26 protein-coding genes and 2 tRNA genes are annotated in these 24,547 nt (G+C 39.4%); 3 read left to right on the forward strand and 25 right to left on the reverse strand.

Features of this window, described 5'->3' with window-relative positions; all coding sequences use genetic code 11:
• Nucleotides 1-63 precede the first annotated feature (63 nt).
• Together IRB43_RS15615 and IRB43_RS15620 are read left to right on the forward strand one after the other, a co-directional pair.
• Nucleotides 64-140, forward strand: a tRNA-Met gene (locus tag IRB43_RS15615).
• 19 nt (nt 141-159) lie between these two features.
• Nucleotides 160-231, forward strand: a tRNA-Glu gene (locus IRB43_RS15620).
• A gap of 221 nt (nt 232-452) precedes the next feature.
• On the opposite strand, the gene IRB43_RS15625 is transcribed toward IRB43_RS15620, so the two are convergent.
• From IRB43_RS15625 to metG, 25 genes are all read right to left on the reverse strand, one after another.
• On the reverse strand, nt 453-890 hold the full coding sequence (locus IRB43_RS15625; protein ID WP_203364416.1) for a S1 domain-containing RNA-binding protein: 438 nt from the start codon (nt 888-890) through the stop codon (nt 453-455).
• Between the two features lie 83 nt (nt 891-973).
• Complete coding sequence (locus IRB43_RS15630) at nt 974-1,372, reverse strand: FtsB family cell division protein (protein ID WP_203364417.1); 399 nt, start codon at nt 1,370-1,372, stop codon at nt 974-976.
• 16 nt (nt 1,373-1,388) lie between these two features.
• Nucleotides 1,389-2,000 (reverse strand): spore cortex biosynthesis protein YabQ, encoded by a 612-nt coding sequence (gene yabQ / locus IRB43_RS15635; RefSeq protein ID WP_203364418.1) that lies wholly within the window; start codon nt 1,998-2,000, stop codon nt 1,389-1,391.
• Nucleotides 1,997-2,293: a sporulation protein YabP gene (gene yabP, locus IRB43_RS15640; RefSeq protein WP_203364419.1), complete on the reverse strand. Its 297-nt coding sequence runs from the start codon at nt 2,291-2,293 to the stop codon at nt 1,997-1,999. Before yabP ends, yabQ begins: the two co-directional genes overlap by 4 nt.
• A gap of 91 nt (nt 2,294-2,384) precedes the next feature.
• Entirely contained in the window at nt 2,385-2,645 is a 261-nt protein-coding gene (locus IRB43_RS15645) for an RNA-binding S4 domain-containing protein (protein ID WP_203364447.1), read from the reverse strand.
• A gap of 18 nt (nt 2,646-2,663) precedes the next feature.
• Nucleotides 2,664-4,127, reverse strand: a complete 1,464-nt coding sequence (gene yabN / locus IRB43_RS15650; RefSeq protein ID WP_203364420.1) for a bifunctional methyltransferase/pyrophosphohydrolase YabN — start codon at nt 4,125-4,127, stop codon at nt 2,664-2,666.
• Between the two features lie 28 nt (nt 4,128-4,155).
• Entirely contained in the window at nt 4,156-5,748 is a 1,593-nt protein-coding gene (locus IRB43_RS15655) for a putative polysaccharide biosynthesis protein (RefSeq protein ID WP_238942053.1), read from the reverse strand.
• A gap of 96 nt (nt 5,749-5,844) precedes the next feature.
• Entirely contained in the window at nt 5,845-6,381 is a 537-nt protein-coding gene (spoVT, locus tag IRB43_RS15660) for a stage V sporulation protein T (protein WP_203364421.1), read from the reverse strand.
• Between the two features lie 120 nt (nt 6,382-6,501).
• Nucleotides 6,502-10,017, reverse strand: coding sequence for a transcription-repair coupling factor (gene mfd / locus IRB43_RS15665; RefSeq protein ID WP_203364422.1), 3,516 nt, complete (start codon nt 10,015-10,017; stop codon nt 6,502-6,504).
• Between the two features lie 117 nt (nt 10,018-10,134).
• On the reverse strand, nt 10,135-10,365 hold the full coding sequence (fin, locus tag IRB43_RS15670) for an anti-sigma-F factor Fin (protein ID WP_203364423.1): 231 nt from the start codon (nt 10,363-10,365) through the stop codon (nt 10,135-10,137).
• Nucleotides 10,366-10,558: 193 nt separating this feature from the next.
• A complete protein-coding gene (gene pth / locus IRB43_RS15675) occupies nt 10,559-11,119 on the reverse strand; it encodes an aminoacyl-tRNA hydrolase (RefSeq protein ID WP_203364449.1) in 561 nt (186 codons plus the stop codon).
• 175 nt (nt 11,120-11,294) lie between these two features.
• On the reverse strand, nt 11,295-11,885 hold the full coding sequence (locus IRB43_RS15680) for a 50S ribosomal protein L25/general stress protein Ctc (RefSeq protein ID WP_203364424.1): 591 nt from the start codon (nt 11,883-11,885) through the stop codon (nt 11,295-11,297).
• Between the two features lie 152 nt (nt 11,886-12,037).
• Entirely contained in the window at nt 12,038-12,997 is a 960-nt protein-coding gene (locus IRB43_RS15685; protein ID WP_203364425.1) for a ribose-phosphate diphosphokinase, read from the reverse strand.
• A gap of 14 nt (nt 12,998-13,011) precedes the next feature.
• Nucleotides 13,012-14,385: a bifunctional UDP-N-acetylglucosamine diphosphorylase/glucosamine-1-phosphate N-acetyltransferase GlmU gene (gene glmU, locus IRB43_RS15690; protein WP_203364426.1), complete on the reverse strand. Its 1,374-nt coding sequence runs from the start codon at nt 14,383-14,385 to the stop codon at nt 13,012-13,014.
• 158 nt (nt 14,386-14,543) lie between these two features.
• Complete coding sequence (gene spoVG, locus IRB43_RS15695) at nt 14,544-14,837, reverse strand: septation regulator SpoVG (RefSeq protein ID WP_041101893.1); 294 nt, start codon at nt 14,835-14,837, stop codon at nt 14,544-14,546.
• A 130-nt stretch (nt 14,838-14,967) separates the two neighbouring features.
• Nucleotides 14,968-15,342 (reverse strand): RidA family protein, encoded by a 375-nt coding sequence (locus IRB43_RS15700; RefSeq protein WP_203364427.1) that lies wholly within the window; start codon nt 15,340-15,342, stop codon nt 14,968-14,970.
• A gap of 12 nt (nt 15,343-15,354) precedes the next feature.
• Nucleotides 15,355-16,188 (reverse strand): pur operon repressor, encoded by an 834-nt coding sequence (purR, locus tag IRB43_RS15705; protein WP_203364428.1) that lies wholly within the window; start codon nt 16,186-16,188, stop codon nt 15,355-15,357.
• Nucleotides 16,189-16,255: 67 nt separating this feature from the next.
• Nucleotides 16,256-17,125, reverse strand: a complete 870-nt coding sequence (ispE, locus tag IRB43_RS15710; RefSeq protein ID WP_203364429.1) for a 4-(cytidine 5'-diphospho)-2-C-methyl-D-erythritol kinase — start codon at nt 17,123-17,125, stop codon at nt 16,256-16,258.
• A gap of 179 nt (nt 17,126-17,304) precedes the next feature.
• Nucleotides 17,305-17,481, reverse strand: a complete 177-nt coding sequence (locus IRB43_RS15715) for a small, acid-soluble spore protein, alpha/beta type (RefSeq protein WP_203364430.1) — start codon at nt 17,479-17,481, stop codon at nt 17,305-17,307.
• Between the two features lie 124 nt (nt 17,482-17,605).
• Nucleotides 17,606-17,860, reverse strand: coding sequence for a biofilm formation stimulator Veg (gene veg / locus IRB43_RS15720; protein ID WP_203364431.1), 255 nt, complete (start codon nt 17,858-17,860; stop codon nt 17,606-17,608).
• A 183-nt stretch (nt 17,861-18,043) separates the two neighbouring features.
• Complete coding sequence (yabG, locus tag IRB43_RS15725; protein ID WP_203364432.1) at nt 18,044-18,922, reverse strand: sporulation peptidase YabG; 879 nt, start codon at nt 18,920-18,922, stop codon at nt 18,044-18,046.
• A 276-nt stretch (nt 18,923-19,198) separates the two neighbouring features.
• The gene (gene rsmA / locus IRB43_RS15730; protein WP_203364433.1) at nt 19,199-20,074 is read right to left on the reverse strand and encodes a 16S rRNA (adenine(1518)-N(6)/adenine(1519)-N(6))-dimethyltransferase RsmA; all 876 of its coding nucleotides are present in this window, start codon (nt 20,072-20,074) and stop codon (nt 19,199-19,201) included.
• Nucleotides 20,071-20,628, reverse strand: coding sequence for a ribonuclease M5 (gene rnmV / locus IRB43_RS15735; RefSeq protein WP_203364434.1), 558 nt, complete (start codon nt 20,626-20,628; stop codon nt 20,071-20,073). The genes rsmA and rnmV overlap by 4 nt, the downstream gene beginning before the upstream one ends.
• A gap of 10 nt (nt 20,629-20,638) precedes the next feature.
• Nucleotides 20,639-21,409, reverse strand: a complete 771-nt coding sequence (locus tag IRB43_RS15740) for a TatD family hydrolase (protein WP_203364435.1) — start codon at nt 21,407-21,409, stop codon at nt 20,639-20,641.
• Between the two features lie 90 nt (nt 21,410-21,499).
• A complete protein-coding gene (gene metG / locus IRB43_RS15745) occupies nt 21,500-23,458 on the reverse strand; it encodes a methionine--tRNA ligase (RefSeq protein WP_203364436.1) in 1,959 nt (652 codons plus the stop codon).
• Nucleotides 23,459-24,219: 761 nt separating this feature from the next.
• Here metG and IRB43_RS15750 point away from each other — a divergent pair.
• Nucleotides 24,220-24,504 (forward strand): AbrB/MazE/SpoVT family DNA-binding domain-containing protein, encoded by a 285-nt coding sequence (locus tag IRB43_RS15750; RefSeq protein WP_203364437.1) that lies wholly within the window; start codon nt 24,220-24,222, stop codon nt 24,502-24,504.
• Nucleotides 24,505-24,547: the final 43 nt, after the last annotated feature.

Genomic DNA, 24,547 nt, shown 5'->3' on the forward strand with positions numbered 1-24,547 from the left:
TCATTGACAATTGATTATGTCATAAAGTATTATATTCATTGTGCTCTAAGAGTCATTTCGTATAGCGGCGTAGCTCAGCTGGCTAGAGCGTACGGTTCATACCCGTGAGGTCGGGGGTTCGATCCCCTCCGCCGCTACCAAAATAGCAAATTGTATAAAGGCCCGTTGGTCAAGCGGTTAAGACACCGCCCTTTCACGGCGGTAACACGGGTTCGAATCCCGTACGGGTCATCGGCACAAAAAACCAGATGTTTTTGAATCCAAGTGGTTCAAATGCATCTGGTTTTTTATTTATTTTCACCATCCACACACTTTAAAAATAACATTTTTTATAATTATTTTAACAAATACTAACAAAATGTAAAAAACTGCTACAAAAGCTTGAACGTCCGAGCTTGTGTAGCAGTTTTTTATGAATTAAAAATATGAAATATCATTTGAATAGGCAGCAATTAACCGCGTTTCGCGCCTCTTCCTCCACGCCGTGATTCTGTTTGGCGCTTTAAAGATGACAGACGTTCTTCACTATCCTTTAAGAAACGAGCCATTTTCTGTTCAAAATTTTCTTTTGGAGGAGTGTGATTTCCTCTTGGTCCTCTAGAACGAAAATCATTATTTTTTGGACGGGAACGATAAGACTGCTGTTGCTGCGGCTGGTCTTTCGCTTTGCGGATGGACAAACCGATCTTTCCATCACTCTCCACATTAATAACTTTTACTTCTACTTCATCGCCAACTTTTAAGTGATCGTTAATATCTTTCACATAATTGTCCGCTACTTCACTAATGTGTACTAATCCAGTTGAGCCTTCTGGCAGTTCAACAAACGCTCCGAATTTAGTGATGCCTGTCACTTTACCTTGTAACTTGCTGCCTACTTCGATTGACATAAAAAAATTTTTCCTCCTTAGAAATGATCGAACTTTACATTATATTATATTACGTAAAAAAAAGGTGTCAATATAACCCCTTCTTATTCTCTTGCCTTTTCGCCTTTTTCCTCAGTTTCAGGAATATTAAAAATGATTTCTCCCTCATCTGATAAAAAATAGTTCTTTCTGGCAAGCTCCGCAATGTATTCATCGTCATTTAATCTTTCAAGTTCTTCTTCATACTGTTTTTGTTGCTTTTTTAATTCAGCAAGTGTTGCTTGCGCCTCTTCCTTTTGTTTCTGTTTTTCTTCCAAATGAGTGAATTGAGACATCAGCGTAGACCCCAGTCCCCCAATAATGATGAGTGCTAAAACAGAAAAAGCAGCAAGCCTTCTATACAGTTTTTTCTTATGCCTTGCTACAAATAGTTCTCTTCTCGTCCAGTTGGAAACAAAAGCGTTTTTCAAGGCGATCACCTTTTGTTTATTTAACCCGCTCATTCTTCTTCCCCCCGGCTTATTTATTCCAACGTTTTGATATATTTATTAATTGATTCTTGATCAATAGAAAAACTCCTGCCACTTTTTTAGTGATGTCACCTATTTGATTTCGAATGCGCAACGGCAATAGCTTCAAAATTAGGCCAACAGGAAATAATATTACCTTACCTATCCATAATAATAGGCGGAGACACATTTTGGCAAGAGCCATCACAGCTTTTCCTATCAGACTTATGCATTTCATCGTCCATTTGAACAAAATAATCACTGGCCAAATGAATAAAAAGTAAATCGTCTTTTTAATCAAAAAGAATACTTTTGTGAAAAAGGCAATTATCCACTCCAAAATTTTCAAATAAATAAATTTAAATAATGCCTGATAGGCCGCAAAACCGCAAAGTACAGCTAAAAAAACATACACGCGGATTTCGCCATAGTTAATTTTATATAGGCTGTAAAATAATACACCTGCATACAGGCACCAGAAAATAACATCACTAATAAAGCTGATCCAGCGAGAGCGCGTAGGCCTTTGTAAGAAGCGCTGATACGTATCGAGCAGCGCACCAAAAATCAATCCCATGACGATCATTGCTATCAGTGTTTCAAATTGGACAGACAGAGTCATTTGAATAACTTACTAAATAAGCCTTTTGATTTGTCGCCCGCTGAATGATCAGAATAAATGAAGCTGAAAATGGTGCCTTTAATAGCGACCAGTCCTTTATCTACATCTAGATTCTTCATCTGCAAGTTTTGACCTTTAATTGATAGGTCGCCCATTACCGTTGTCAATAAAAACTCTTCACTATCAAAACTCTCTACTTGCTTGACTCCGGTAATTTCCAATAGCTTTCTGCCTTTCATTACTACATCATGTTCCGCTGTACCTTTATCATGAAAATCATATAATTGATTCATCCTTCTCCCCCTCATCGTGGAAAGTACAAGCTTTGCCACTAAATGTATGCAGAAGGAAGCGGAACTATGTAATAAAGATTAAGAAGCATGGTTAATCGTTTAATCTCTCTTCTTTCAAGAGCTTGTACATTCCAGCCGCTTCTTCTTTTTTCGTCGTTTCTTGCAGTTGCTCCACTTGAACAGTTAGTAGACGCTGCCCTAAACGAATCGTCAATTCATCGCCAACCTTTACATTGGAGCTCGCTTTTGCCTCGGTGCCATTAATCATAATTCTTCCTTGATCCGCTACTTCTTTGGCTAATGTTCTTCTTTTAATAATTCGTGATACTTTTAAAAACTTATCTAATCTCATCATGTTCTCTCCTTCTCTTTATAGACCCAATTGTTTGGCTTCGTTCCAAAAAGCGTCTAATTCCTCTAGTTGATATTTATTAAATACGCCTTTCCCTTCTTTTACCCGTTTTTCAACGTGAGCAAAACGGCGGTAAAATTTTTCATTTACTTGAACAAGCGCTTCCTCTGGATGAATAGCGTAAAAACGAGCAACATTGACAAGTGCGAATAATAGATCACCAAATTCCTCAACTAATCGACCTTGGTCTTCGTTCCTCACTTCATCAAGAAATTCTCTCCACTCTTCTTCTACTTTCTCTAGAGCCCCTTGAGCATCTTTCCAGTCAAAGCCTACCTTAGCGGCCTTCTTCTGAATGTCATAAGCGCGAAGCAAGGCCGGTAATCCTTTCGCTACTTCATCAAGCAAAGGGGTCTCTTTCGTCCCTTTTTCCTGTTGTTTAATTTCCTGCCAGTTAGCCACCACTTGTTCCGCTCCTTCTACCACCTGCTCTCCAAATACGTGAGGGTGGCGGCGAACCATTTTTTGCGCTAAAGATTCAATCACATCTTCCATCACAAACATTCCTTCATCCTCTCCAATTTGAGCATGAAGGAGTACTTGTAGCAGGACATCACCAAGCTCCTCCACCATATGATCGTCATCTTGGCGGTCAATAGCATCAAGAAGTTCATAGGCTTCTTCAATTAAATATTTTTTCAACGATTCATGTGTCTGTTCTCGATCCCATGGACAGCCATTAGGCCCGCGAAGTGTAGCAATAATTTGCCGAAGCACCGAAAACTCGCGATAGGTTTGTTCCTCGTTCTTCACTGGCGGCACATAAAGTGAAGTTAAGTTATTAAGCTCCACTTGATGGTCTAGCTCATACAGAGGTACTTTCTTGATCATCTGTGCCGAGCTGCCTGCTGCCGTCACAATGTAAACCTCATATTCATCAGGATACTTTTCCATCAAGGTCAATTTCACTTCAGAAGCAACAAAAGCATCATATACTTGAGCGATAACCAAATGTTGAAAAATATTCACGTCCTCCTTATGTAAAGACGTTCCATCTAAAAATTGAAATCCATCAATCGGATCGGCCTCAATAGAAGCGAATAAAGCATCAAAAAAACTTTGCCCTCCCGCAATCGAGATATCCCATTGAGGTAATTTTCCTTTTTCCAGTAATAATTGCACGGTCTTTTCTGCGACAATTGGATGACCAGGAACAGCATACACGACTTCCTCTTCCTTTTCTGCTATCGAGAGCAACTCGGCTACAATTTCTTCATAAACAGCTTCAAATTGATCATGCTTTTCATAGATGTAATCAAACCCTTCAAATAACACACCTTCTGATTGAAGTTCATGAATAACAGGATGCTCGATCGTTCGTGCATACACTTTATCCGTTTGTTTTAATAATTTATATACACCAAGCGGCAACTGATCAAGCTCTCCTGCTCCAAGACCAACAATGGTTATAGAATGAGTCATATTCATCACGCTCTTTCTTAAAAAATATTTATTTCTTATTGCGGTTGAATCCTTTTAACTTATCTCCGAAAGGGATTTGTAACCATTCTTCTTCAGTAAATAAATTCATTTTTATAATGGTATAGATAAATGTAAATGCGCCTATGGCAACACTGCTCAAGGCAAGTCCCGACATTTGCAATCGATCTATCTCATACGAGGGCAACAAATGCAAGACGCCCATTCTCCATATTTGCAACGTTACAGTCATAACGCTAACAGCAAACAAGGCTTTATACAAGAAAGCAACCTGGATCAATGGAACTTTCAACTGGCGGCGAAGAAAAATGGCAAGAATGAGAGCAATTACACATAAAGCAAGCACTGTAGAAAAGGCTGCTCCTGCTGTTTCGTATAAAGGAACAAGCAGTGTATTTCCAATATACTTAACAAAAACCCCAATGACTACTGCTAAAGCTGGAATGATATCTTTATTGATACTTTGCAATACTCCGGAAAAAGTTAAGATCACGGAACTAAATAAAATGGATAAGCAAAAAGTAGACAGGACGAAAGATCCCTCACTGTTTTCAAACAGCATCGTATTGACTGCATCCATAATATTGATTAAACCGACAGTGGCTGCTAATCCGATCGTTACACTAACCTTCGTAGCTAATTTCATATACATTCTTACTTCTTGCCGCTGATTTTTTTGAAAAGCAGCTGTTACAAGCGGAACGAGAGTCAATGATAGTGAAACAGCTGCTACCGTCCCAAGTTGCAGTAATGGCTGACCGCGATCATAAATGCCTTTTGCCACTTTTGCCTCTAATTCACCAAGCCCAGATTGAATAAGTCCATTATATAGATTTAACGAGTCCACTAATTGTAACAATATGAGCATCATGCTGGATAGGCAAATAGCCGTACCTTGAACGATTAACATACGCATTTCTCTCTGATGCGACCTCATTTTTTTCAATGTCCCAAACTTGATGGGAGAATAGTGCTTCCTGATAAAAAAAGATAGTATCAATACTCCAGCCAAACTGCCAGCTAATGAACTAGCAATCGCACTCGCACCAGCTACATAAAGGGAATATCCTTTCTCGATGATCATATAAGAAAATAGCAAGATCGCTCCTACTCGAACCGACTGTTCCACCACTTGTGAAATAGCTGTTGGAACCATTTCTCCCATGCCTTGAAATGTTCCGCGCCAAACAGCCAAAAATGGCATTAACAGAAAAGAAAAAGCAACAATGCGAATCATTGTGGTCAATTTCGTATCTCCCATATACTGTGCAAGAGTATGTGCACCAAAATAAGTAATGGAAAATAACACTCCTCCTACCCCACTGATCATCATAAATGCCAAGCGAGTGATTGCCCCTACATGCAAATGATTCCCTTCTTTTTCTGCGACTAATTTTGAAATAATGACTGGAAATCCATAGGTAGATAAAGCAACCGCAATTCCGTATAACGGATATACTTGCTGATAAATATAAAAACCAACGTCTCCTACTATATTTTGATAAGGTACGCGGTAAACGGCACTCAAAATTTTCACAAAAATAGCCGCCATCGTTAAAATAACGGCTCCGCGTATAAATGACTTTTTATCATCACTTGCCAACCAATGACACCTAACCCTTCTAAACAAGCTATTACAAATTTAAATGATATCAACAAAAAAAGGAAGCAGCGCGTTTTTTACTGCTCCCTTTCCTTGCTATTGTTCCATTTGTTTCGCTAAAAAGCTAGCTGCCGTTTCAGAACATTTCTTTTCCACTTCACTCATCGTTTTATTTGTTGAAAAAATCAAGACCACTCCAATAGCATCTCCATTGGCAATGATCGGAGCGATGGCATACGATTGCAGCTGTTCTTCACGTCCATCAATAATTTCAACTGGACTGTTCGGGTTATTTAACGTTGACTGCCGTTCATCAATGGCCGTCTCGATTAATGATCCTACATTTTTATTCATATATTCCTTCTTAGTGACCCCAGCAGTGGCAATAATCGCATCACGATCGCAAATGAGTACACTGCTATCTAAACTGTCATGCAACGCTTCTGCATATTCTTGAGCAAAATCACCTAATTCACTAATTGGGGAGTATTTCTTTAAGATCACTTCCCCGTCGCGATCAACGAAAATTTCTAATGGATCTCCTTCTCGTATCCTTAACGTACGGCGGATTTCTTTTGGAATAACAACCCGCCCTAAATCATCAATTCGACGAACAATACCAGTTGCTTTCATCTTGTTGCCTCACTTTCATCAGATGATTTTTTGGACAAGGAATAAACGGCTTTTTACCGATTATTCCTGCCACATTGATGTTATTATCTTTCATCTGGGAAGTTCTATACATTTTGATGATTATTTTCTAGCTTGTTCAAGATTTTGAATGATGTCATAAGCTATCGCAAACCAGGCTTCCGCCGTTAACTTCTGAATATTAATCGTTATTTTCAATTGATTATTTTCCATACCCAGCCCAACCGCACGGCCATGTTTATGGCAAATTTCAAATACTTTAGATCCATCAATATGCTGTGTCCCAACATCACTCATCCAAATGGTCACCACATCTTTTTCTTGCTTAATTTTTTCAAGTTGGACAAAGCCTGCATATACTTTCATTTCCGCTACTTTAAATAAATCGGCTACTTCACGAGGATATTCACCAAAACGATCGATCATTTCTTCCTTTAGCTCAGCAACCTCTTCCAATGATTCGATGCTGCGGAATCGTTTGTACATTTCAATCTTTTGCTGGCTATCTTTAATATAACTATCCGGAATATAGGCATCGATTGATATTTCCACTTCAAATGGCGGAGTATGATTTTGCTGGTCGTTTCCTCTCTTTTGTTCTACTGCCTCTTTCAGCATTTGAGAGTACAAGTCAAAGCCAACGGAATCGATGAATCCATGTTGCTGAGATCCCAATAAATTACCAGCTCCACGAATGGATAGATCGCGCATAGCAATTTTGAAACCGGACCCTAGCTCAGTAAATTCCTTAATCGCCTCTAGACGCTTTTCAGCTGTTTCTGAAAGCACTTTATCTCTGCGATACATAAAATAGGCATAAGCAACGCGATTTGAGCGTCCGACACGCCCCCTAATCTGGTACAGCTGCGAAAGCCCCATTCGATCCGCATCATGGACAATTAATGTATTCACATTCGGGATATCCACACCTGTTTCAATGATTGTGGTCGTGACTAACACATCGGACTCACCTTCTAAAAAGCTTAAAATGACCGCTTCTAGCTCTCGTTCCGTCATCTGTCCATGAGCATAAGCAACTTTCGCATCGGGAACAAGCATCGAAATTTCTTCTGCCTTTCTTTCAATGTCCTCGACGCGATTATATAAATAAAAGACTTGTCCATCTCGAGCTAGTTCCCGTTCAATAGCCTCTCTTATGAGCGCAGGATTATTTTCTGCCACAAATGTTTGTACAGGGAAACGGTTTTTCGGTGGTGTTTCGATGACCGATAAATCACGAACACCTAGCATGGACATATGCAACGTACGCGGAATTGGCGTCGCTGTTAAAGTTAAAACATCGACATTTGTTTTTAACTTCTTGATTTTCTCTTTATGAGTCACACCAAAACGCTGCTCTTCATCGACAATCAGCAAACCGAGCTCATGGTATTGAACATCTTTAGATAACAAACGATGAGTGCCCACGACAATATCAACGGTTCCGTTCTTTAATCCTTTTAACGTCTCTGTTTGCTGCTTCTTTGAGCGGAAACGACTTAATAAACCGACATTGATTGGAAAATCACGAAAGCGTTCAAGCATCGTCTCATAATGTTGTTGAGCAAGAATCGTGGTGGGCACAAGAAAAGCTACTTGCTTCTCATCCGCTATTGCTTTAAAAGCTGCTCGAATTGCTACCTCCGTTTTTCCATAACCAACGTCTCCGCACAGCAAACGATCCATCGGTCGTTCCTTTTCCATATCTTGTTTAATTTCCTGAATCGATCGTAGTTGATCTTCCGTTTCTTCGTATGGAAAAGCCGTTTCAAATTCCCGCTGCATATCACCATCTGGAGAAAATGCATAACCTTTTGCCGCTTCTCGTTCCGCATACAGCTTGAGCAAATCATCGGCAATATCTTGAACAGAGGATTGAACTTTGCTTTTCACCCGTTTCCATTCACTGCCACCTAGTTTATATACTTTCGGTTCTTTTCCTTCTGAGCCGACATATTTCTGCACCAATTCAATTTGTTCAACAGGTACATATAGCTGATCAGTTCCTTGATATTTAATATTTAAGTAGTCTTTATGAACGCCTTTCATTTCTAGTGTTTCGATACCTAAATACTTCCCAATTCCATGATTTACATGAACAACATAATCGCCGGGCTTTAATTCAGAATAGCTTTTAATCCGCTCTGCGTTAGAAAGCTTTTGGCGGCTTTTATTGCGTTTCGTTTTTTTATTAAATAGCTCTTGTTCGGTAATCACCGCTAGTTTTTGTTCTGAAAATTCAAAGCCCCCAGTTAATGATCCTAAACTGATTTGAATGGCTTGTTCCATTACCTTATTTTTTTCAGGAGAAAGAAGCACTTCAATCTCGTAATCTGCTAGAACATCTGCTATCTTTTTCATTCGTTCCTCGGTTTCGCCTAGAAACACTACAGTCATCCCAAGCTTTTTCCACCGTTCTACTTCCGTATGCAGCACGTTCATTTGTCCATGGAAATTTTGCATGGAACGGCTGGAGAATTTAACGACATTCTCTGGTTTCGTTCCTGCCACTTTACGCATAAATAAAGAAAGGTAAATGATTGGTTGCTCAATCTTTGCCATCACTTCCGTAAAGGAGTAAGAGAGCTTCATCTCGTGAACAATCTTTCCTTCTTCCAGTAAAGACGTATACCACTCTGCTTCTTCTTGTTGTAATGACTCATTTAACTCTTTAATCCGACTCACTTCATCAAAGAAAACGAGACCATCCTTTGGCAAATAATCAACGAGGCTCATCGGCTCTTCATACATAATTTCCATATACTTCGATAAACCATCAATGCTTTGTCCTTGTCTTAGCTTTTCTATTTCCATATTTATATTTTCTTTTAATTGCTTTTGCGTCGTTTCATTTTTGATCTTTTTTAACGATTGTTCTAGTGCCTGCTCAAGCCGTTGAGCCAGCCTAACTAGATGAACAGGCTGATAAGGTGTTTCTGTTACAGGACTGATCATAATCGATTGCTGATTTTCTAATGAACGCTGATTTTCAATGGAAAACGTACGAATAGAATCCACTTCTGTATCAAATAACTCAATACGAACAGGATCTTCTACTGTCAGCGGATAAATATCAATAATCCCGCCACGCAAGCTAAATTCACCTGGTGCATATACCATATCCGCTCTTTGATATCCCATGTTGACTAAATCATTGATCAGCTGATTTAAATCGATATCCTGCCCAATCGTCAGCTGCTTTTGCAGCTCTTCCCATTCATGCTTCGGTGGCAATAACTTGCGAAGTCCGGAAATAGGAACAATATAAATGCCCTTTTTCTCTTTAACTATATGATTTAAGACCTCAATTCGTTGTGCGCGAAGTTCGGGACTAGCTATGCTAATTTCCGCCGCAATCAACTCATTGGCGGCATACAAATACACCTCCTGCTCTTGAGTGAATTGCAGAAGATCATCGTATAGCTTTTGAGCTTGTAGCAAATTATAAGTAATTACCATAACTGGCTTATCTGTCTGTTGATAAGCAGAAGCAATGAATAGCGCTCTTGAAGAGCCAGTTAAACCTGCTGCTAGCTGCTCCTTTAAGCCCTCCGATAGCCCGCTAAATAACACTTGAACATCTTGGTTTTGTAAAAATATATTTTGTAAAGTATTCACACACGGTTCCTCCCCTTTTAACTGCCAGCCCCTTCATTCTCTGTTATGAAGCCTGCTCTGTTTTACTGTTTTGACAATTTAAACAGAAAAATGCTTTGGATCGGCATCCAAAGCTACTTACTGTATAAAAGAATCATATTGATGAAAATCGGGATTCCTTTCAAGCGATTCCTGACAATCTTCACATATTGTTTGAATCTTAATCGTTCCATCTTGGCCGTATTGAATCATGTCTGCTCTTTCCTGGTCGGTTAGAGTGTGAAATCCTAACTGTTTAGTAGAAACAACAGATTGATCAAGCGAACCAACTAAAGTATGACAATGACGGCAAACATAATGAATAGCCATCTTTCTTCCTCCTCGCTGCCCATTGCATCAATGATTAGATTTAGTATAGGCACAGCGGAAGATATTTATTCATTTAGATACCTTAAAGATTTATGTTGATACTTGCCCCGCTTTTAGCCTCCGCTAGACACTTACAAAATAGCTATTTCTTATGAATGCGTGAAACATCATTGTTTAACAAAGGCTACTCTTTTTACTGATTGAACTTATTCATCACTTCAAGAAATGACTGTTCAAGCCATGCTTCTGCCGCATCAGCACTAGTAGCAATCACATGCTTCATGCTTTCTTGTTCTTCTGCTGTAAAACGTCCTAATACATAATCAGGCACTTTCATCGGGCCTTTCGGACGATCAATCCCAATACGAATTCGATTGAACTCTTGCGTACCCATATGAGCAATCGTGGATTTAATACCGTTATGGCCGCCAGCGCTTCCTTTTTGGCGCAGACGAATCTTTCCTACAGGCAGATCCAAGTCATCATAAATCACTAGTAAATCTTCTATATCAATATTATAGTATCGCATCACTTCTCCAATGCTCTCACCTGATAAATTCATATATGTAAGCGGTTTAAGAAGAATAGCTTTCTCTGTTCCTTTACGAATAACCGCATAAATCCCTTTATGTTTCGCTTCTGTTAGTGAGACTTGGAAACGATTTGCTAATTCATCAATCACATCGAAGCCAATATTATGTCTTGTCCCGTCATATTTAGAACCTGGATTCCCTAGGCCTACTATTAATTTCATCATCTGCACCTCAAATTCCTTCTTAACTAACCAATCGCCATTATGTCATTTTAAGTATAACTCACAAATGATAGAAATTATACTGTTAAAATCATCACCATTCTTTGCGAACAATAAAAAAGGCTGGTTTCTACGAATAGTTAACTCATCGTGGAAACCAGCCCTCAAATCTCGCTTATTCTTCTGCTTGTTCATCAGCCATTTCTGCTTCTTCCCCTGAACGAGGAGCTAAGACCGACACAATGGTCTCGTCATCTTCGTGGTTGATTTCAAAATCATATTGACTGCGGATATCTCCAATTGTCAACGTATCGCCAATCCCTAATTGAGACGCATCTACCGTAATATATTCTGGGAATTGACTTACTTTCGCTGTTGCCGACAGCTCAAACAATGGCTGTTGAAGAACGCCGCCTTCTTTTACGCCAATTGCTTCTCCTTCAATATCAATTCTCACATTAGCTGTGATATTAGAAGATAGATCCACAGCTAAAAAATCAGCATGAACGATGCCATTCTTTAGAGGATCTTGATGATAATCTTGTAAAATCACATTATATTTTTGACCATCCATTTTTAGAGCGATTACTCCATTGCGGCCGACTTCCTTCATTATTTTAAAAAACTCACCTTCATTCACATAAACAGATTCACTGTCTACGCCTTTACCATAGACAATAGCTGGAAAGTTACCGGCCTCGCGAATTTGTGTCAATCCAGAACGCTGAAAACTTGCTCGTTTTTTTGCTTCAAGTACTGCACTCATTAGAGAAACTCACCTTTCTGTTTATATTTTCTATTTTTCCTAACTGACTTCCTTTTATGTATTCCCTTCTCCATAAACTTTAAACATAATCATCACTTTTCTTTTCATATGAACACAAAAAAAGAGCCGACCGGCTCTTTTTTGTGTTCATATTAATCAAATAGCGTACTTACTGATTGTTCTTCATGAACGCGGATGATCGCTTCACCGATTAAAGAAGCAACAGACAATTCCACTACTTTATCGATCTTTTTCTCTTCTGGTAGGGCAATAGAGTTTGTCACTACAAGCTCTTTAATATTAGAATTTTGAATACGCTCAATCGCCGGACCTGAAAGAACAGGATGCGTACAGCAAGCATATACTTCCTTCGCTCCATTCTCTACTAAGGCGTTAGCAGCTAGAGTGATTGTTCCAGCTGTATCGATGATATCATCAATTAGAATGGCAATTTTCCCTTCAATGTTACCGACGATGTTCATGACTTCCGCTACATTTGGACGAGGACGACGCTTATCAATAATCGCAATCGGCGCTTTTAAGCGATCCGCCATTTTTCTCGCACGAGTTACGCCTCCATGGTCAGGAGATACGATCACGATATCTTCTCTGCTAATATTTTTTCCTTTAAAGTATTCCGCTAAAATTGGCACACCCATTAAGTGATCGATTGGAATATCGAAGAATCCTTGAATTTGCGGTGCATGTAAATCTAAAGTAATGACACGCGTTGCTCCAGCTGTTTCTAGCAAGTTAGCAACTAGCTTTGCTGTAATTGGTTCACGCGCGCGCGCTTTACGATCTTGACGCGCATATCCATAGTATGGAAGAACAACATTAATCGTTTTAGCTGATGCCCGTTTTAATGCATCGATCATAATCAATGTTTCCATTAAATTATCATTTACAGGGCCGCTTGTGGATTGAATCACATAAACGTCGCAACCACGAATACTTTCTTCAATATTGATTTGAATTTCTCCGTCACTGAAACGTTTAACAGAACATTTTCCTAACTCAACGCCAATAGAATCGGCAATTTCTCTCGCTAGAGCTGGATTGGAATTAAGAGCAAATAATTTTAAATTTGGGTCTAAATACTGGTTATCCATAATGGGCCTCCGCTTTACTTGTTTAGATTTAATTTTTGAACATAGTTTTCTTTATTGACTTGACGTGCACGGGCAATCGATAAAGATTCCCCAGGAACATTCTCTGTAATGGTTGAACCTGCAGCTACATAAGCACCTTTGCCTACCGTCACTGGAGCAACCAAGTTAGAATTACATCCGATAAATACACCGTCTTCTATTTTTGTTAAAAACTTATTCTTCCCATCGTAGTTCACTGTAATTGAGCCGCATCCGATATTAACATCGCTTCCTACTTCGGCATCACCAATGTAGCTCAAGTGAGAAGCTTTGCTGCCTTTACCAAATACAGATTTCTTAATTTCCACAAAGTTTCCTATCTTGACTTCATCATGAATCTCTGACGCCGGGCGGATATGGGCAAATGGGCCAATGGCTACGTCGCAACCAATTTCACTATCTGATGCAACTGATTGACGAATCACTGTACGATCACCGATGCGACAGTTGCTGATTTCGCTGTTTGGACCGATCTGACAGTCTTCGCCAATCACTGTGTGACCTGAAAGAACCGTCCCTGGATGAATCACCGTATCTGACCCGATTACAACATCCGAACCGATATACGTATTTTCAGGACTGATCAACGTCACTCCATTACGCATATGCTTATCGTTAATGCGCTGACGCATAATTTTCTCCGCTTGACTTAATGCTACTCGATCATTAACACCAAGCGTTTCTTCAAAGTCTTCCGTTTGATAAGCGGCTACTGTTTCACCAGCATTTTTTAGAATTTCAATGACATCTGGCAAGTAATATTCACCTTGCGCATTATCATTGGATACTTTCTTTAATGTTTCAAATAAAGCTTTATTATCGAAACAGTACGTACCTGTATTAATTTCTTTCACTTTTCTTTCATCAGCGGATGCATCCTTATGCTCAACGATCCGCTCTACTGTTCCTTCTTGGCTGCGAATAATTCTTCCGTAGCCATCAGGATGATCAGTATAGCCCGTTAAGATTGTTACTTTTGCTCCTTGTTCCTGATGATATTTCACAAGCGCTTCCATTGTTTCTGATTTAATCAATGGAGTATCCCCACATACTACAAGAGTACAGCCATCTTCTTTTGCAAGAATGTCTTCTGCTTGCCTCACAGCATGGGCAGTGCCAAGCTGTTCTGCTTGTAAAGCAAACTCACTTTTGTTGCCAAGATAGCCTTTCACTTCTTCTGCTCCATGGCCTACAATTGTGACAATCTTTTGTGTATGTAAGTTTGAAATTTGATCTATTACATGTTCTACCATTGGTTTACCACAAACTGGATGCAACACTTTGTAAAGCTTAGACTTCATTCGTGTACCTTTACCTGCAGCAAGAATGACAGCATAAATATTCGTCATTTGGGGTCCCCCTATAACCTTTTTGTCCATATTGAATATATCTTAAAAAAGCCTTCATTTCAAGGTACTGAAAAAGTGACAATTTTTTGTCTCCAATAAAATGGCCCAAATAAAAAAAGAGCCGTACCTTAGAAGTCGGCTCTTGTTGCGCTATTTTTTTAGGATGCTCCTGCTTCTTCTAATTCTACTTCCTCCAACTCTCCTAATCGGTGATATTCCGCTAAAACAGCATCTTGGATTTTACCGCGTGTGTTGGAGTTGATTGGATGAGCAATGTCACGAAATTCACCATCTGGTGTGCGCTTACTTGGCATGGCGACAAATAGCCCATTATTGCCATCAATGACACGAATATCGTGAATAACAAATTCATTATCTAATGTAATTGAAGCGATCGCTCTCATTCGACCATCCGTATTAACACGTCTTAATCTCACATCAGTTACTTCCACTCTGTTTCACCACCCTTTCCCCTATATAAAAAGCTTAAACTAGTAATTCAATAATTTTTTTAATATTCCTTCTTTTTTTATAGAAAAGTTTGAAAAATTTTTGTTATTTCCCAAAAAAATACACCCGTGATTATTTCACGAGTGCAATAACTTCGATTTCCACTTTCGCATCTTTGGGCAGTCGAGCGACTTCCACACAAGATCGGGCTGGCTTATGCTCAGAAAAATATTGACCATACACGTCATTAACAGCAGCGAAATCCTCCATATCCGCTAAAAAAACAGTCGCTTTAATGACCGTTTCTAAAGAGGCACCCGCTTCTGCTAATACCGCTTTTAAATTGGCGAACACTTGGTGAGTTTGAGCAGCAACATCCCCCTCTACCATTTGACCTTCAGCCGTTAATGGAATTTGGCCAGAGCTGAAAAATAAATTATTTACCAATACTCCTTGTGAATATGGGCCAATGGCGGCAGGCGCTTTTTCAGTCGATACAGTTCTCATCCTAATCTCCCCTTATGAAAAATCAATATTCCTTGAAAAATAATTACCTTCAATTACTGAAATCGCTTGTTCTTTTATATTAACATCCTGCAATTTAACAAGCGAGATATAATCGTCAACAAGCCGCTCCTCATCGTGCTCTGCTTCTACTAATACAGCAATCCCCGCTACAGTTGCGTTAAATTCCTCAAGCAAACTTATCATCCCATTAATGGTACCGCCAGCTTTCATGAAGTCATCTACAAGAAGCACTTTGGCTCCTTCTTTCAAGCTGCGTTTCGCTAACACCATCGTTTGAATTCTCTTTGTTGACCCTGATACATAGTTAATACTGACAGTAGGCCCTTCTGTTACTTTGCTGTCTCTTCTTACAACAACAACTGGAACATTTAAATGCGAAGCAATCGCATGAGCAATCGGGATTCCTTTCGTTGCAACAGTCATGATCGCATCGATTTCCATCCCTGCGTAAGCAGAGGCCAATAACTTTCCTACTTTATGAATCACTTGAGGATGACCAAGCAAATCCATCATGTATAAATAGCCTCCAGGAAGCAGACGCTCTGGCTTTTCTATTTGTTCGCATATGCGAGCAATAAACTCTCGGGCCTCCGCCTCACTTATCTTAGAGTAATATTTCACCCCACCAGCGGCTCCAGGAATCGTTTGTAGTGTACCGATCCCTCGTTGTTCAAACGTTTCCTTCACGATAGCTAAATCTTCACTAATCGATGACTTTGCTGAACCATACCTCTCAGCGAAAAACGTTAACGGAACAAGCTGCTGCGGATGTTCTAATAAATAATGCGTCATATCAATTAAACGTTCACTTCGACGGAACTTCATGTTTACTTCTGCCCTCCTAAGGAGTAAAACCGAATATTTAATATTAAATATATCTTAATATACGGCTTTAATCAACAGGATTCCCATCGCCTAACAGCCTCACAGCATATACTTGATCGCAAAATCCTCTTAAGCCATTGTACACTCGATGCATTCTGGAATCATGCTGAATCAACCCAAATACAGTCGGTCCACTGCCACTCATTAATACGGCATCTGCGCCAAATCGCTCCATCTGTTCTTTAATAAGAGCAACTTCTGGATAAAGCTTTAATGTAACCGACTCTAACACATTCCCCACATTCTTACATACGCTCGCATAATCCTGTGTATGAATGGCGTGTAGCATCGCTTTTGTATCTGGGTGCCGCAATCCTTCTAGCTTTAAATTTTTATACACTTCTGCTGTCGATACACCAATAGTTGGTTTAGCTAGCACGACCCAACAATTCGGCGGAGCCGGCAAGTGCTGAATTTTCTCTCCTCTGCCTTTTGCTAAGGCTGTTCCTCCATATACGCAAAAAGACACGTCCGAACCAATTTCCGCGCCAATCTCAGCTAATTCGTCTAAGCTAAGTCCTAGATTCCATAATTGATTGAGCCCTTTGAGGGTGGCAGCTGCATCGCTGCTTCCACCGGCCAATCCGGCTGCCACAGGAATCACTTTTTCAATGCCAATCACTACACCGGAATCAATATGAAAACGGTCCTTTAAAAGCTGAGCGGCCTGATAAGCCAGATTTCGACTATCATCAGGAACAAAACGGTTATGAGAAATAATGCGAATCTCATTTGTAGACAAAGCTTCTAGCTCTATGCGATCAGCTAAATCGACCGTCGTCATAATCATTTCTACTTCATGGTATCCATCGTCTCGCTTATGTAGTACATCAAGTGTCAAATTAATTTTTGCTGGTGCTTTCATCATTATTTTCACTATGGGCCACCTACTTTTGTGCACATTACAGTTTGTCTTATTTTATCATAAAGTCCGTATAGATTTTTAGATTATGGTATTTTAACATTTCTTTTTTACGATGAAAAGTGGTCACATAAAAAGAGAACCGGAACGTTCCGGTTCTCAGGCGGTTTTTTATTTAGAAGTGGTGAAAAGCATTAGCGTTTATTAGCCAGTTGGTTTTCTGCAAGTTCAATCGCACGTCTTACCATGTTTCCGGCATCTCGAGTAGTAATTCCTCCCCAGCCTTCTCGTTGAACAGTATCATAAAACCCTAACTCTTTCGCAAGCTCTTCTTTCAATTGGTCAGACATAACACCTCGTCTTCTGCCCATTGTTCTCCTCCTTTTACCGCCTGTTTATAGTTTCTCCTGCTGTTAACAGAAAATAAGCGGGAAAGCATGGAAAAGATAAAATAAACAAAAATAAAAAGCAGTAAACAAGGTGTCCACTGCTAACTTAAACTGCACTTCCTGCTGCATCTTCAAATGTTAATTCTACTGTCTCTGTAAGAATATCTGCGTAGCTGTATGAAACTCTTTCAAAGGCATTTTCTTCCTGATCTAATTCAACAACAAAAACTGCCTGATAGGTTTCAGCTAATACACCGGAACGCTCAATCGTCTTGCGTCGTCCCCCATTTGCTTTTAGCAACAGTCTTTTGCCTAAATTAGAATCAAGAGATTTTTTAATGTCGGCTAATGTTTTTGGCATCCGCTTCCACCTCACTAATTAAATTATAACACAAGTGAAAGTTCAAGTCAAGCAAATAGATAATTTTATCAACGAATCCCCCTTCTTGTCAACGTTTTTTGTTTTACAAAACTCTGCTTTTTTCATCATACATTTAGCGTACCCAACTTTCATCGATTCATGACAAATAAATTTACTTCTACACTATTCTTCACTTTCCTGATGAAAAGGCATGCCTAATCGCAGCAATCCTTTCGTTTCAATTCCACCAAGCCCTTTATCGCCTGTTAATGTATTTCGTAATACTTCTCGAACATTAATAAGCTCATTAAAAGGGGTAAATCCAATTTTTGCAGAGATATAGACGGGATCTAAGGCATGAATGTTGACACGAAAAGGCGAACTAGCAAAATTAGCTCCCGCCCGAATCATTGATTCAAAATGAGATTGACAAGCTCCAGCAAAAATCACTAATTGATCGAGATGAGGGACTTTCTTCCGAGCGTTTCTCACTGTTTGCACAAAATATTTGGAGTGCCGATACGCTTGAAGATCCGCTTTACTTCCTTTTACTTTGGAGTAAGAGTCATGTCCTGTAATCACTAATATATCCGGCCGGTATTGGTCCATTAAATCAGATACTTTGTCTGGCATTTCCCTCTCTAAACAATGTATACCATACACAGGGAGTCCGATCGTTTCGTAAGCAGCGAGGCATTTTTTTAAATAGTTGGGGTCCCCATCTAAGTGCAGCACTCTCCCAGGTATTTGAAACACATCATTTTCCTCACGATAACAGCTCGTCGCCCGATACTCCTGTCTTTCTTTAATTAACTCCAACTCTTGTCGAAATAAATGCAATGATTGCTCTTCTAGTCGCCTCGTATCATCTCTCATTCGCTTGCATTCGTCAGAATCCACCTCAACTAAATCAGATAACGGAGCATCTGCAATCAACCGATAATCCTCACCAAACAAAATGGCTTGCTTTCCTTTATTTGTTTCTTGAATCGCTGTCACTCTAAACAACATATCATTTCCATATGATGGACGGCTGACAATAGAGTTAATTTGAATCGTCACATTCATCATCCCCGTTGCTTTTTTACTCTTCCTCCTATCCTATGCAACAGCAGGAATTTTGTCTCTTGATGAAAAATAAAAGAGGCCTGACGCCAAAATCAGAAACATCTAAAGTTTAGACATTCTTATAAGCGTCAGACCCCTTATTGAGATCATCTTTATTTTTCGGCTGCACGATGAAAGTGACAAAGGCGCTACAACTAAGCATTGCAACGTTAGCCTTAGTTCCTCTTTTAATAAATGAGAAATGAATCCCCCGCTGATTGAAGGTTCACTTTATTGAAAGATAGGGTATAGTTGATTGGACAAGCTAGCAAATTCAGCAAGCGACAACGATTCTCCCCGCCTTGTAGGGTCGATACCTGCTTGTTGTAACGCTTCAATAATTTGTTCTTTATGCTCTTTTCCTTGTGGCAATTGATTCGTTAAATTGTTTAAAATAGTCTTTCGGCGCTGAGCAAATGAAGCGCGTGTTACTGTAAAAAAGAACGCTTCATTATCAACATCTACCGCAGGCTTCTCTCTTTTAATTAGCTTAATAACGGCTGAATCAACATTAGGTTGTGGCATAAATACGGTTTTAGGCACAATAAATGCCGTTTCGGCTTCCATGTAATATTGAATAGCAATTGATAAAGAGCCATATGCTTTTGTGCCTGGACGAGCGGATATGCGATCAGCTACCTCTTTTTGCAACATAATCACCATGCCTTTAATCGGTAACTTTTCTTCAAGCATCTTCATAATGATTGGCGTTGTTACATAGTAGGGCAAATTCGCAACAACCATAACATCCTGTATGCTGCTAAATTCACTTTGAAAAATATTCACTACGTCCGCTTTTAACACGTCTTCATGAACAATTTTCACATTGTCATACGGAGAAAGTGTATCTGCCAAAATCGGCAATAGCCGCTGATCAATTTCAAAAGCCACGACTTTTTTTGATTTTCTCGCCAAATGCTCGGTTAAGGCGCCAATCCCTGGACCAATTTCAATCGCTCCATTTTCTTTCGTCAATTCCGCTGTTTCTGTAATTCGATGTAAAATATTTGGGTCAATTAAAAAATTTTGTCCTAAGCTTTTTTTGAAAGAAAACCCATACTTCTGTAGAATTTCTTTCGTCCGCGTAGGAGTTGCAATGTCTTTCATTCATTTTCCTCCTGTAGCACCTCTGTTAATGCTTGGGCAAATTGCTCTTTCGTAATTTGAAACATTAACAGACGCTTGTGCAACTGTTTGCCGTTAGTATAGCCAATTCGGAGCTTTTCGCCAAGCTTTTCTCTTCTCTCTTTCGCTTGTGCGCCGCCGATTAATCCAGCATCGACTAAATCTTCTTTTGTAATTTGTTCGATCGCTTCTTGCTCCATCAGCTGTGCGTCCTTGAGCGCTTTGCGAATCGAATCGATCGATGCATGCTCGACACCAACCCCTTTTCCACGCTTATGCAACGCTTGATGCTTTGGTAAAAAAGCGTGCTTGCAATTAGGCACATGTTCAGAAATAAATTTCCTAATTTTCTCCCCTGGAAAGTCAGGGTCCGTAAAAACAATCACGCCTCTAGATTCCTGCGCTAGTTTGATTCTTTCAATCGTCGCCATGTTCACGGCTGAACCATTCGTTTCAATCGTATCCGCATCAACGGCTCGTTTAATTGTGACCGTATCATCCTTGCCTTCTACGACAATAATTTCTTTAATTTTCATTTCATTTCTCCTATGCTTCAATGTGAAACAATGTTAACGCATTTTCATTGGTTGCCTTCGCTACTTCTTCATAGGAAAGTCCTTTTAATTCAGCAATTTGTTCTGCCACTAACTTCACGAATGCTGGTTCATTTCGTTTACCGCGATAAGGATGAGGGGCTAAGTACGGGCAATCTGTTTCGATCAGCAGTTTATCAAGCGGAATCTCTGCGGCGACTTCTTTTGGCTTTTTCGCATTTTTGAATGTCACCGGTCCGCCAAGAGAAATATAGAAATTCATCTCGACACATTCCCTTGCTGTTTCGACACTGCCGCTGAAACAGTGCATAATTCCACCGACTTCATCGGCACCTTCTTCTTTTAAAATCGCAACGATATCTTGTGTCGCCTCTCGATTATGAATAATAATCGGCAACTTCACTTTTTTAGCTAGGCGAATTTGTTGGCGGAACACTTCTTTTTGCACGTCTTTCGGTGATTTATCCCAATGATAATCTAACCCCATTTCTCCAAGGGCGACCACTTTCGGATGTTTCGCCAGTTCCTCTAACCAGCTCAGATCATCAGCTGTCATATCAATTGCATCTACTGGATGCCAACCGACACTAGCGTATAAAAAATCATGTTGTTCGACAAGTTCCATCGCTTTTTCAATCGTCGGGCGATCAAAACCAACAACCACCATATTCGTCACTCCCGCCTCTTTGGCGCGCTGAATTACTTCATCTATATCTTCATTGTATTGCTCTGCATTTAAATGTACATGCGTGTCAAAAAGCATTTTTGTCATCCTTTCTGAAAAGAAAAACATAGAAGTTCTCGTCGAATTTTTGTTCCACGTGAAACATTCTATGTTTTTCAACAAACAAAATTATTTAATCCGAGCGCCGTTTGGCAAGAATGGATCGACACTGGCTAACGACAAGACGCCATCTTTTTTACCAGCTAAAATCATTCCTTGAGAAAGCTCACCACGAAGTTTGACGGGCTTTAAGTTCGCAACGACGATCACTTTTCGGCCAACTAACTCTTCTGGTTTATAAAACTCCGCAATTCCTGAAACAACTTGTCGTTTTTCAAATCCTAAATCCAATTGAAGCTTTAATAATTTATCTGCTTTTTTCACCGGCTCTGCTTCGAGTACCGTTGCTGCGCGCAAATCAATATTCATAAAGTCATCAATCGCAATTTCATCAGCAAGCTCGATATAAGGCTCTTCTTCCTTTTTCTCTTCCTTCACTGGCGTTCCTTGCATCTTTTCTTTAATAAAGTTTGTTTCTTCTTCTAAATCCAGACGTGGAAAAATTGGCTGACCTTTTTTCACAACAGCTGTTCCTTCAGGAATGATGCCAAATTGAGATAGACTTTCCCATGCTGTTAATTCTCCTTCCGCAATGGAAAGCTGTTCAAATATCTTTTTCGGTGTTTGTGTCAAGAATGGCTGTAATAAAACAGCTACTCGCCGTAAGGATTCCGCTAAATGAACCATAACCTGACTTAATTTTTCTGTTTCGCCTTCTTTTACCAACACCCATGGCTGTGTTTCGTCAATATATTTATTCGTTCGGCTAATCAATTGCCAAACAGCGGATAGCGCCACAGAGAATTCCATTTTCTCCATTGCTTCTTCGTATTTTTCTACTGTGTCTTTATTTGCTTGTAGCAACTGCTGATCAAATTCAGCTTCAGATCCTTTATACGTTGGAATAACGCCATCGAAATATTTATTGATCATCGCTACCGTTCTATTTAATAAGTTACCTAAATCATTAGCTAAGTCAAAGTTGATGCGTTCTACAAAGCCTTCTGGCGTAAATACACCATCTGATCCGAATGGCACTTCACGCAATAAATAATAACGAAGCGCATCTAAACCATAACGATCAATTAATGTCACCGGATCGACAACATTTCCTTTTGACTTCGACATCTTCCCATCTTTCATTAATAGCCAGCCATGCGCAAACACTTTTTTCGGCAACGGCAGGTCTAATGCCATTAACATAATTGGCCAGTAAATCGTATGGAAACGAACAATTTCTTTTCCGACAAGATGAACATTAGCCGGCCAATACTTTTTGTATTTCTCCTCATCCTCTGTTCCATAACCAAGAGCTGTAATATAGTTCGATAAAGCATCAATCCATACATAAATGACATGCTCTGGATCGCCAGGCACTTTAATTCCCCAGTCAAATGTTGTCCGCGAAACAGCCAAATCTTCTAAGCCTGGTTTAATAAAGTTATTGATCATTTCATTTTTGCGGGATTCCGGCTGAATGAATTCAGGATTTTCTTCATAAAATGCTAATAATCGATCCGCATATTTGCTCATTTTAAAGAAATAAGATTTTTCTTTTACCTTCTCAACCGACCGGCCACAGTCAGGGCAGTTGCCATTTTCAAGCTGGCGTTCGGTGAAAAATGATTCACATGGCGTACAATACCAGCCTTCATATTCGTCTAAATAAATGTCTCCTTGGTCCAATAACTGTTTGAAAATCTTTTCGACAATGTTCTTATGACGTTCTTCCGTCGTGCGAATAAAATCATCATAAGAAATATCTAGTTTTTTCCATAACTCTTGAACACCTTCGACAATATGATCAACATATTGCTGCGGTGTGACATTCGTTTCTTCCGCTTTGCGCTGAATTTTTTGGCCGTGCTCATCTGTTCCTGTTAAGTACATGACATCAAAACCGCGCAGCCGCTTGTAGCGAGCCATCGCATCACCTGCTACTGTTGTATAAGCATGACCAATATGAAGATTGCCGCTTGGATAATAAATAGGTGTTGTAATATAAAATGTATTAGACTGATCCTTCACTTTCTGAACCTCCTATAGACATATAAATATTTATCCCGCATTAACGGGCTGTAAGACCCCCACTGATTGAAGTTTCACTTTATATAGAAAAGCCCTCACCAGCGGTCGAGAGCTTCCATTTACACACACTGCCATAAGGGCATTAACTACCAATTTTTTCACTAACATTTTGCCTCTTTGATGAAATGAATATACATGTTTGGTAAAGTACCCACTCTCTTCATTTTCTCTTATTCAAGAGTAATTGTAAATATTTAATCTATGATTCTCTATAGGAACCTCTCCCACCTATATAAATCTAAATTGATTTTCCGACATCATCGCATCCTATCTAGTTAGAAAATCAACAGCGTATCTAAATAAACATTCTTATGTCGATTTAACAAGTTGAACATATATATCTCCGCACGCTCCTTAGAGAAGAGGAATTCTCTCGGATTATGTTAAACTTCCAAAAAAGAAACAATGAACAAATGAAAAGAGAACCTCTTCACTTTTGTCGACAAAAGGTGCCTTTTTACTACTTATTCGACAAATTCCTCAAAAATTTTCATCCTTTTTTATCCTTTACTTAAAAGTCCTTATGTATCAACGGTTTAACAACATTACATTTAATAGAAAAATTACATTTTCTTGTTGACGATCATGGGAAAGGTTGGTATGATATATTCATAAATAAAAAATATGTCGAATTATGACGACAAAAACCAAATAGCTAGTTTATTAAAAACTTATATTTTGAGGGGAGAAATGATTTTATTATGAAATCAACAGGTATTGTTCGTAAAGTTGACGAGTTAGGACGTGTAGTTATTCCAATTGAACTTCGCCGTACATTAGGAATTGCGGAGAAAGATGCGTTAGAAATTTACGTAGATGACGAAAAAATCATCTTAAAGAAATACAAACCAAGCATGACTTGCCAAATCACTGGTGAAGTATCTGACGACAACGTAAAACTTGCTGGCGGAAAATTGATTCTTAGCCGCGAAGGTGCAGAGCAATTAATGCAAGAAATCGCTGCTTCATTTGAAACTGCAAAATAATTCATTTATGATAAAAACGAGCCCTTATAAGGCTCGTTTCTTT

The organism is Bacillus sp. REN10, assembly GCF_016820555.1.
Taxonomy (GTDB): domain Bacteria; phylum Bacillota; class Bacilli; order Bacillales; family Domibacillaceae; genus Bacillus_CE.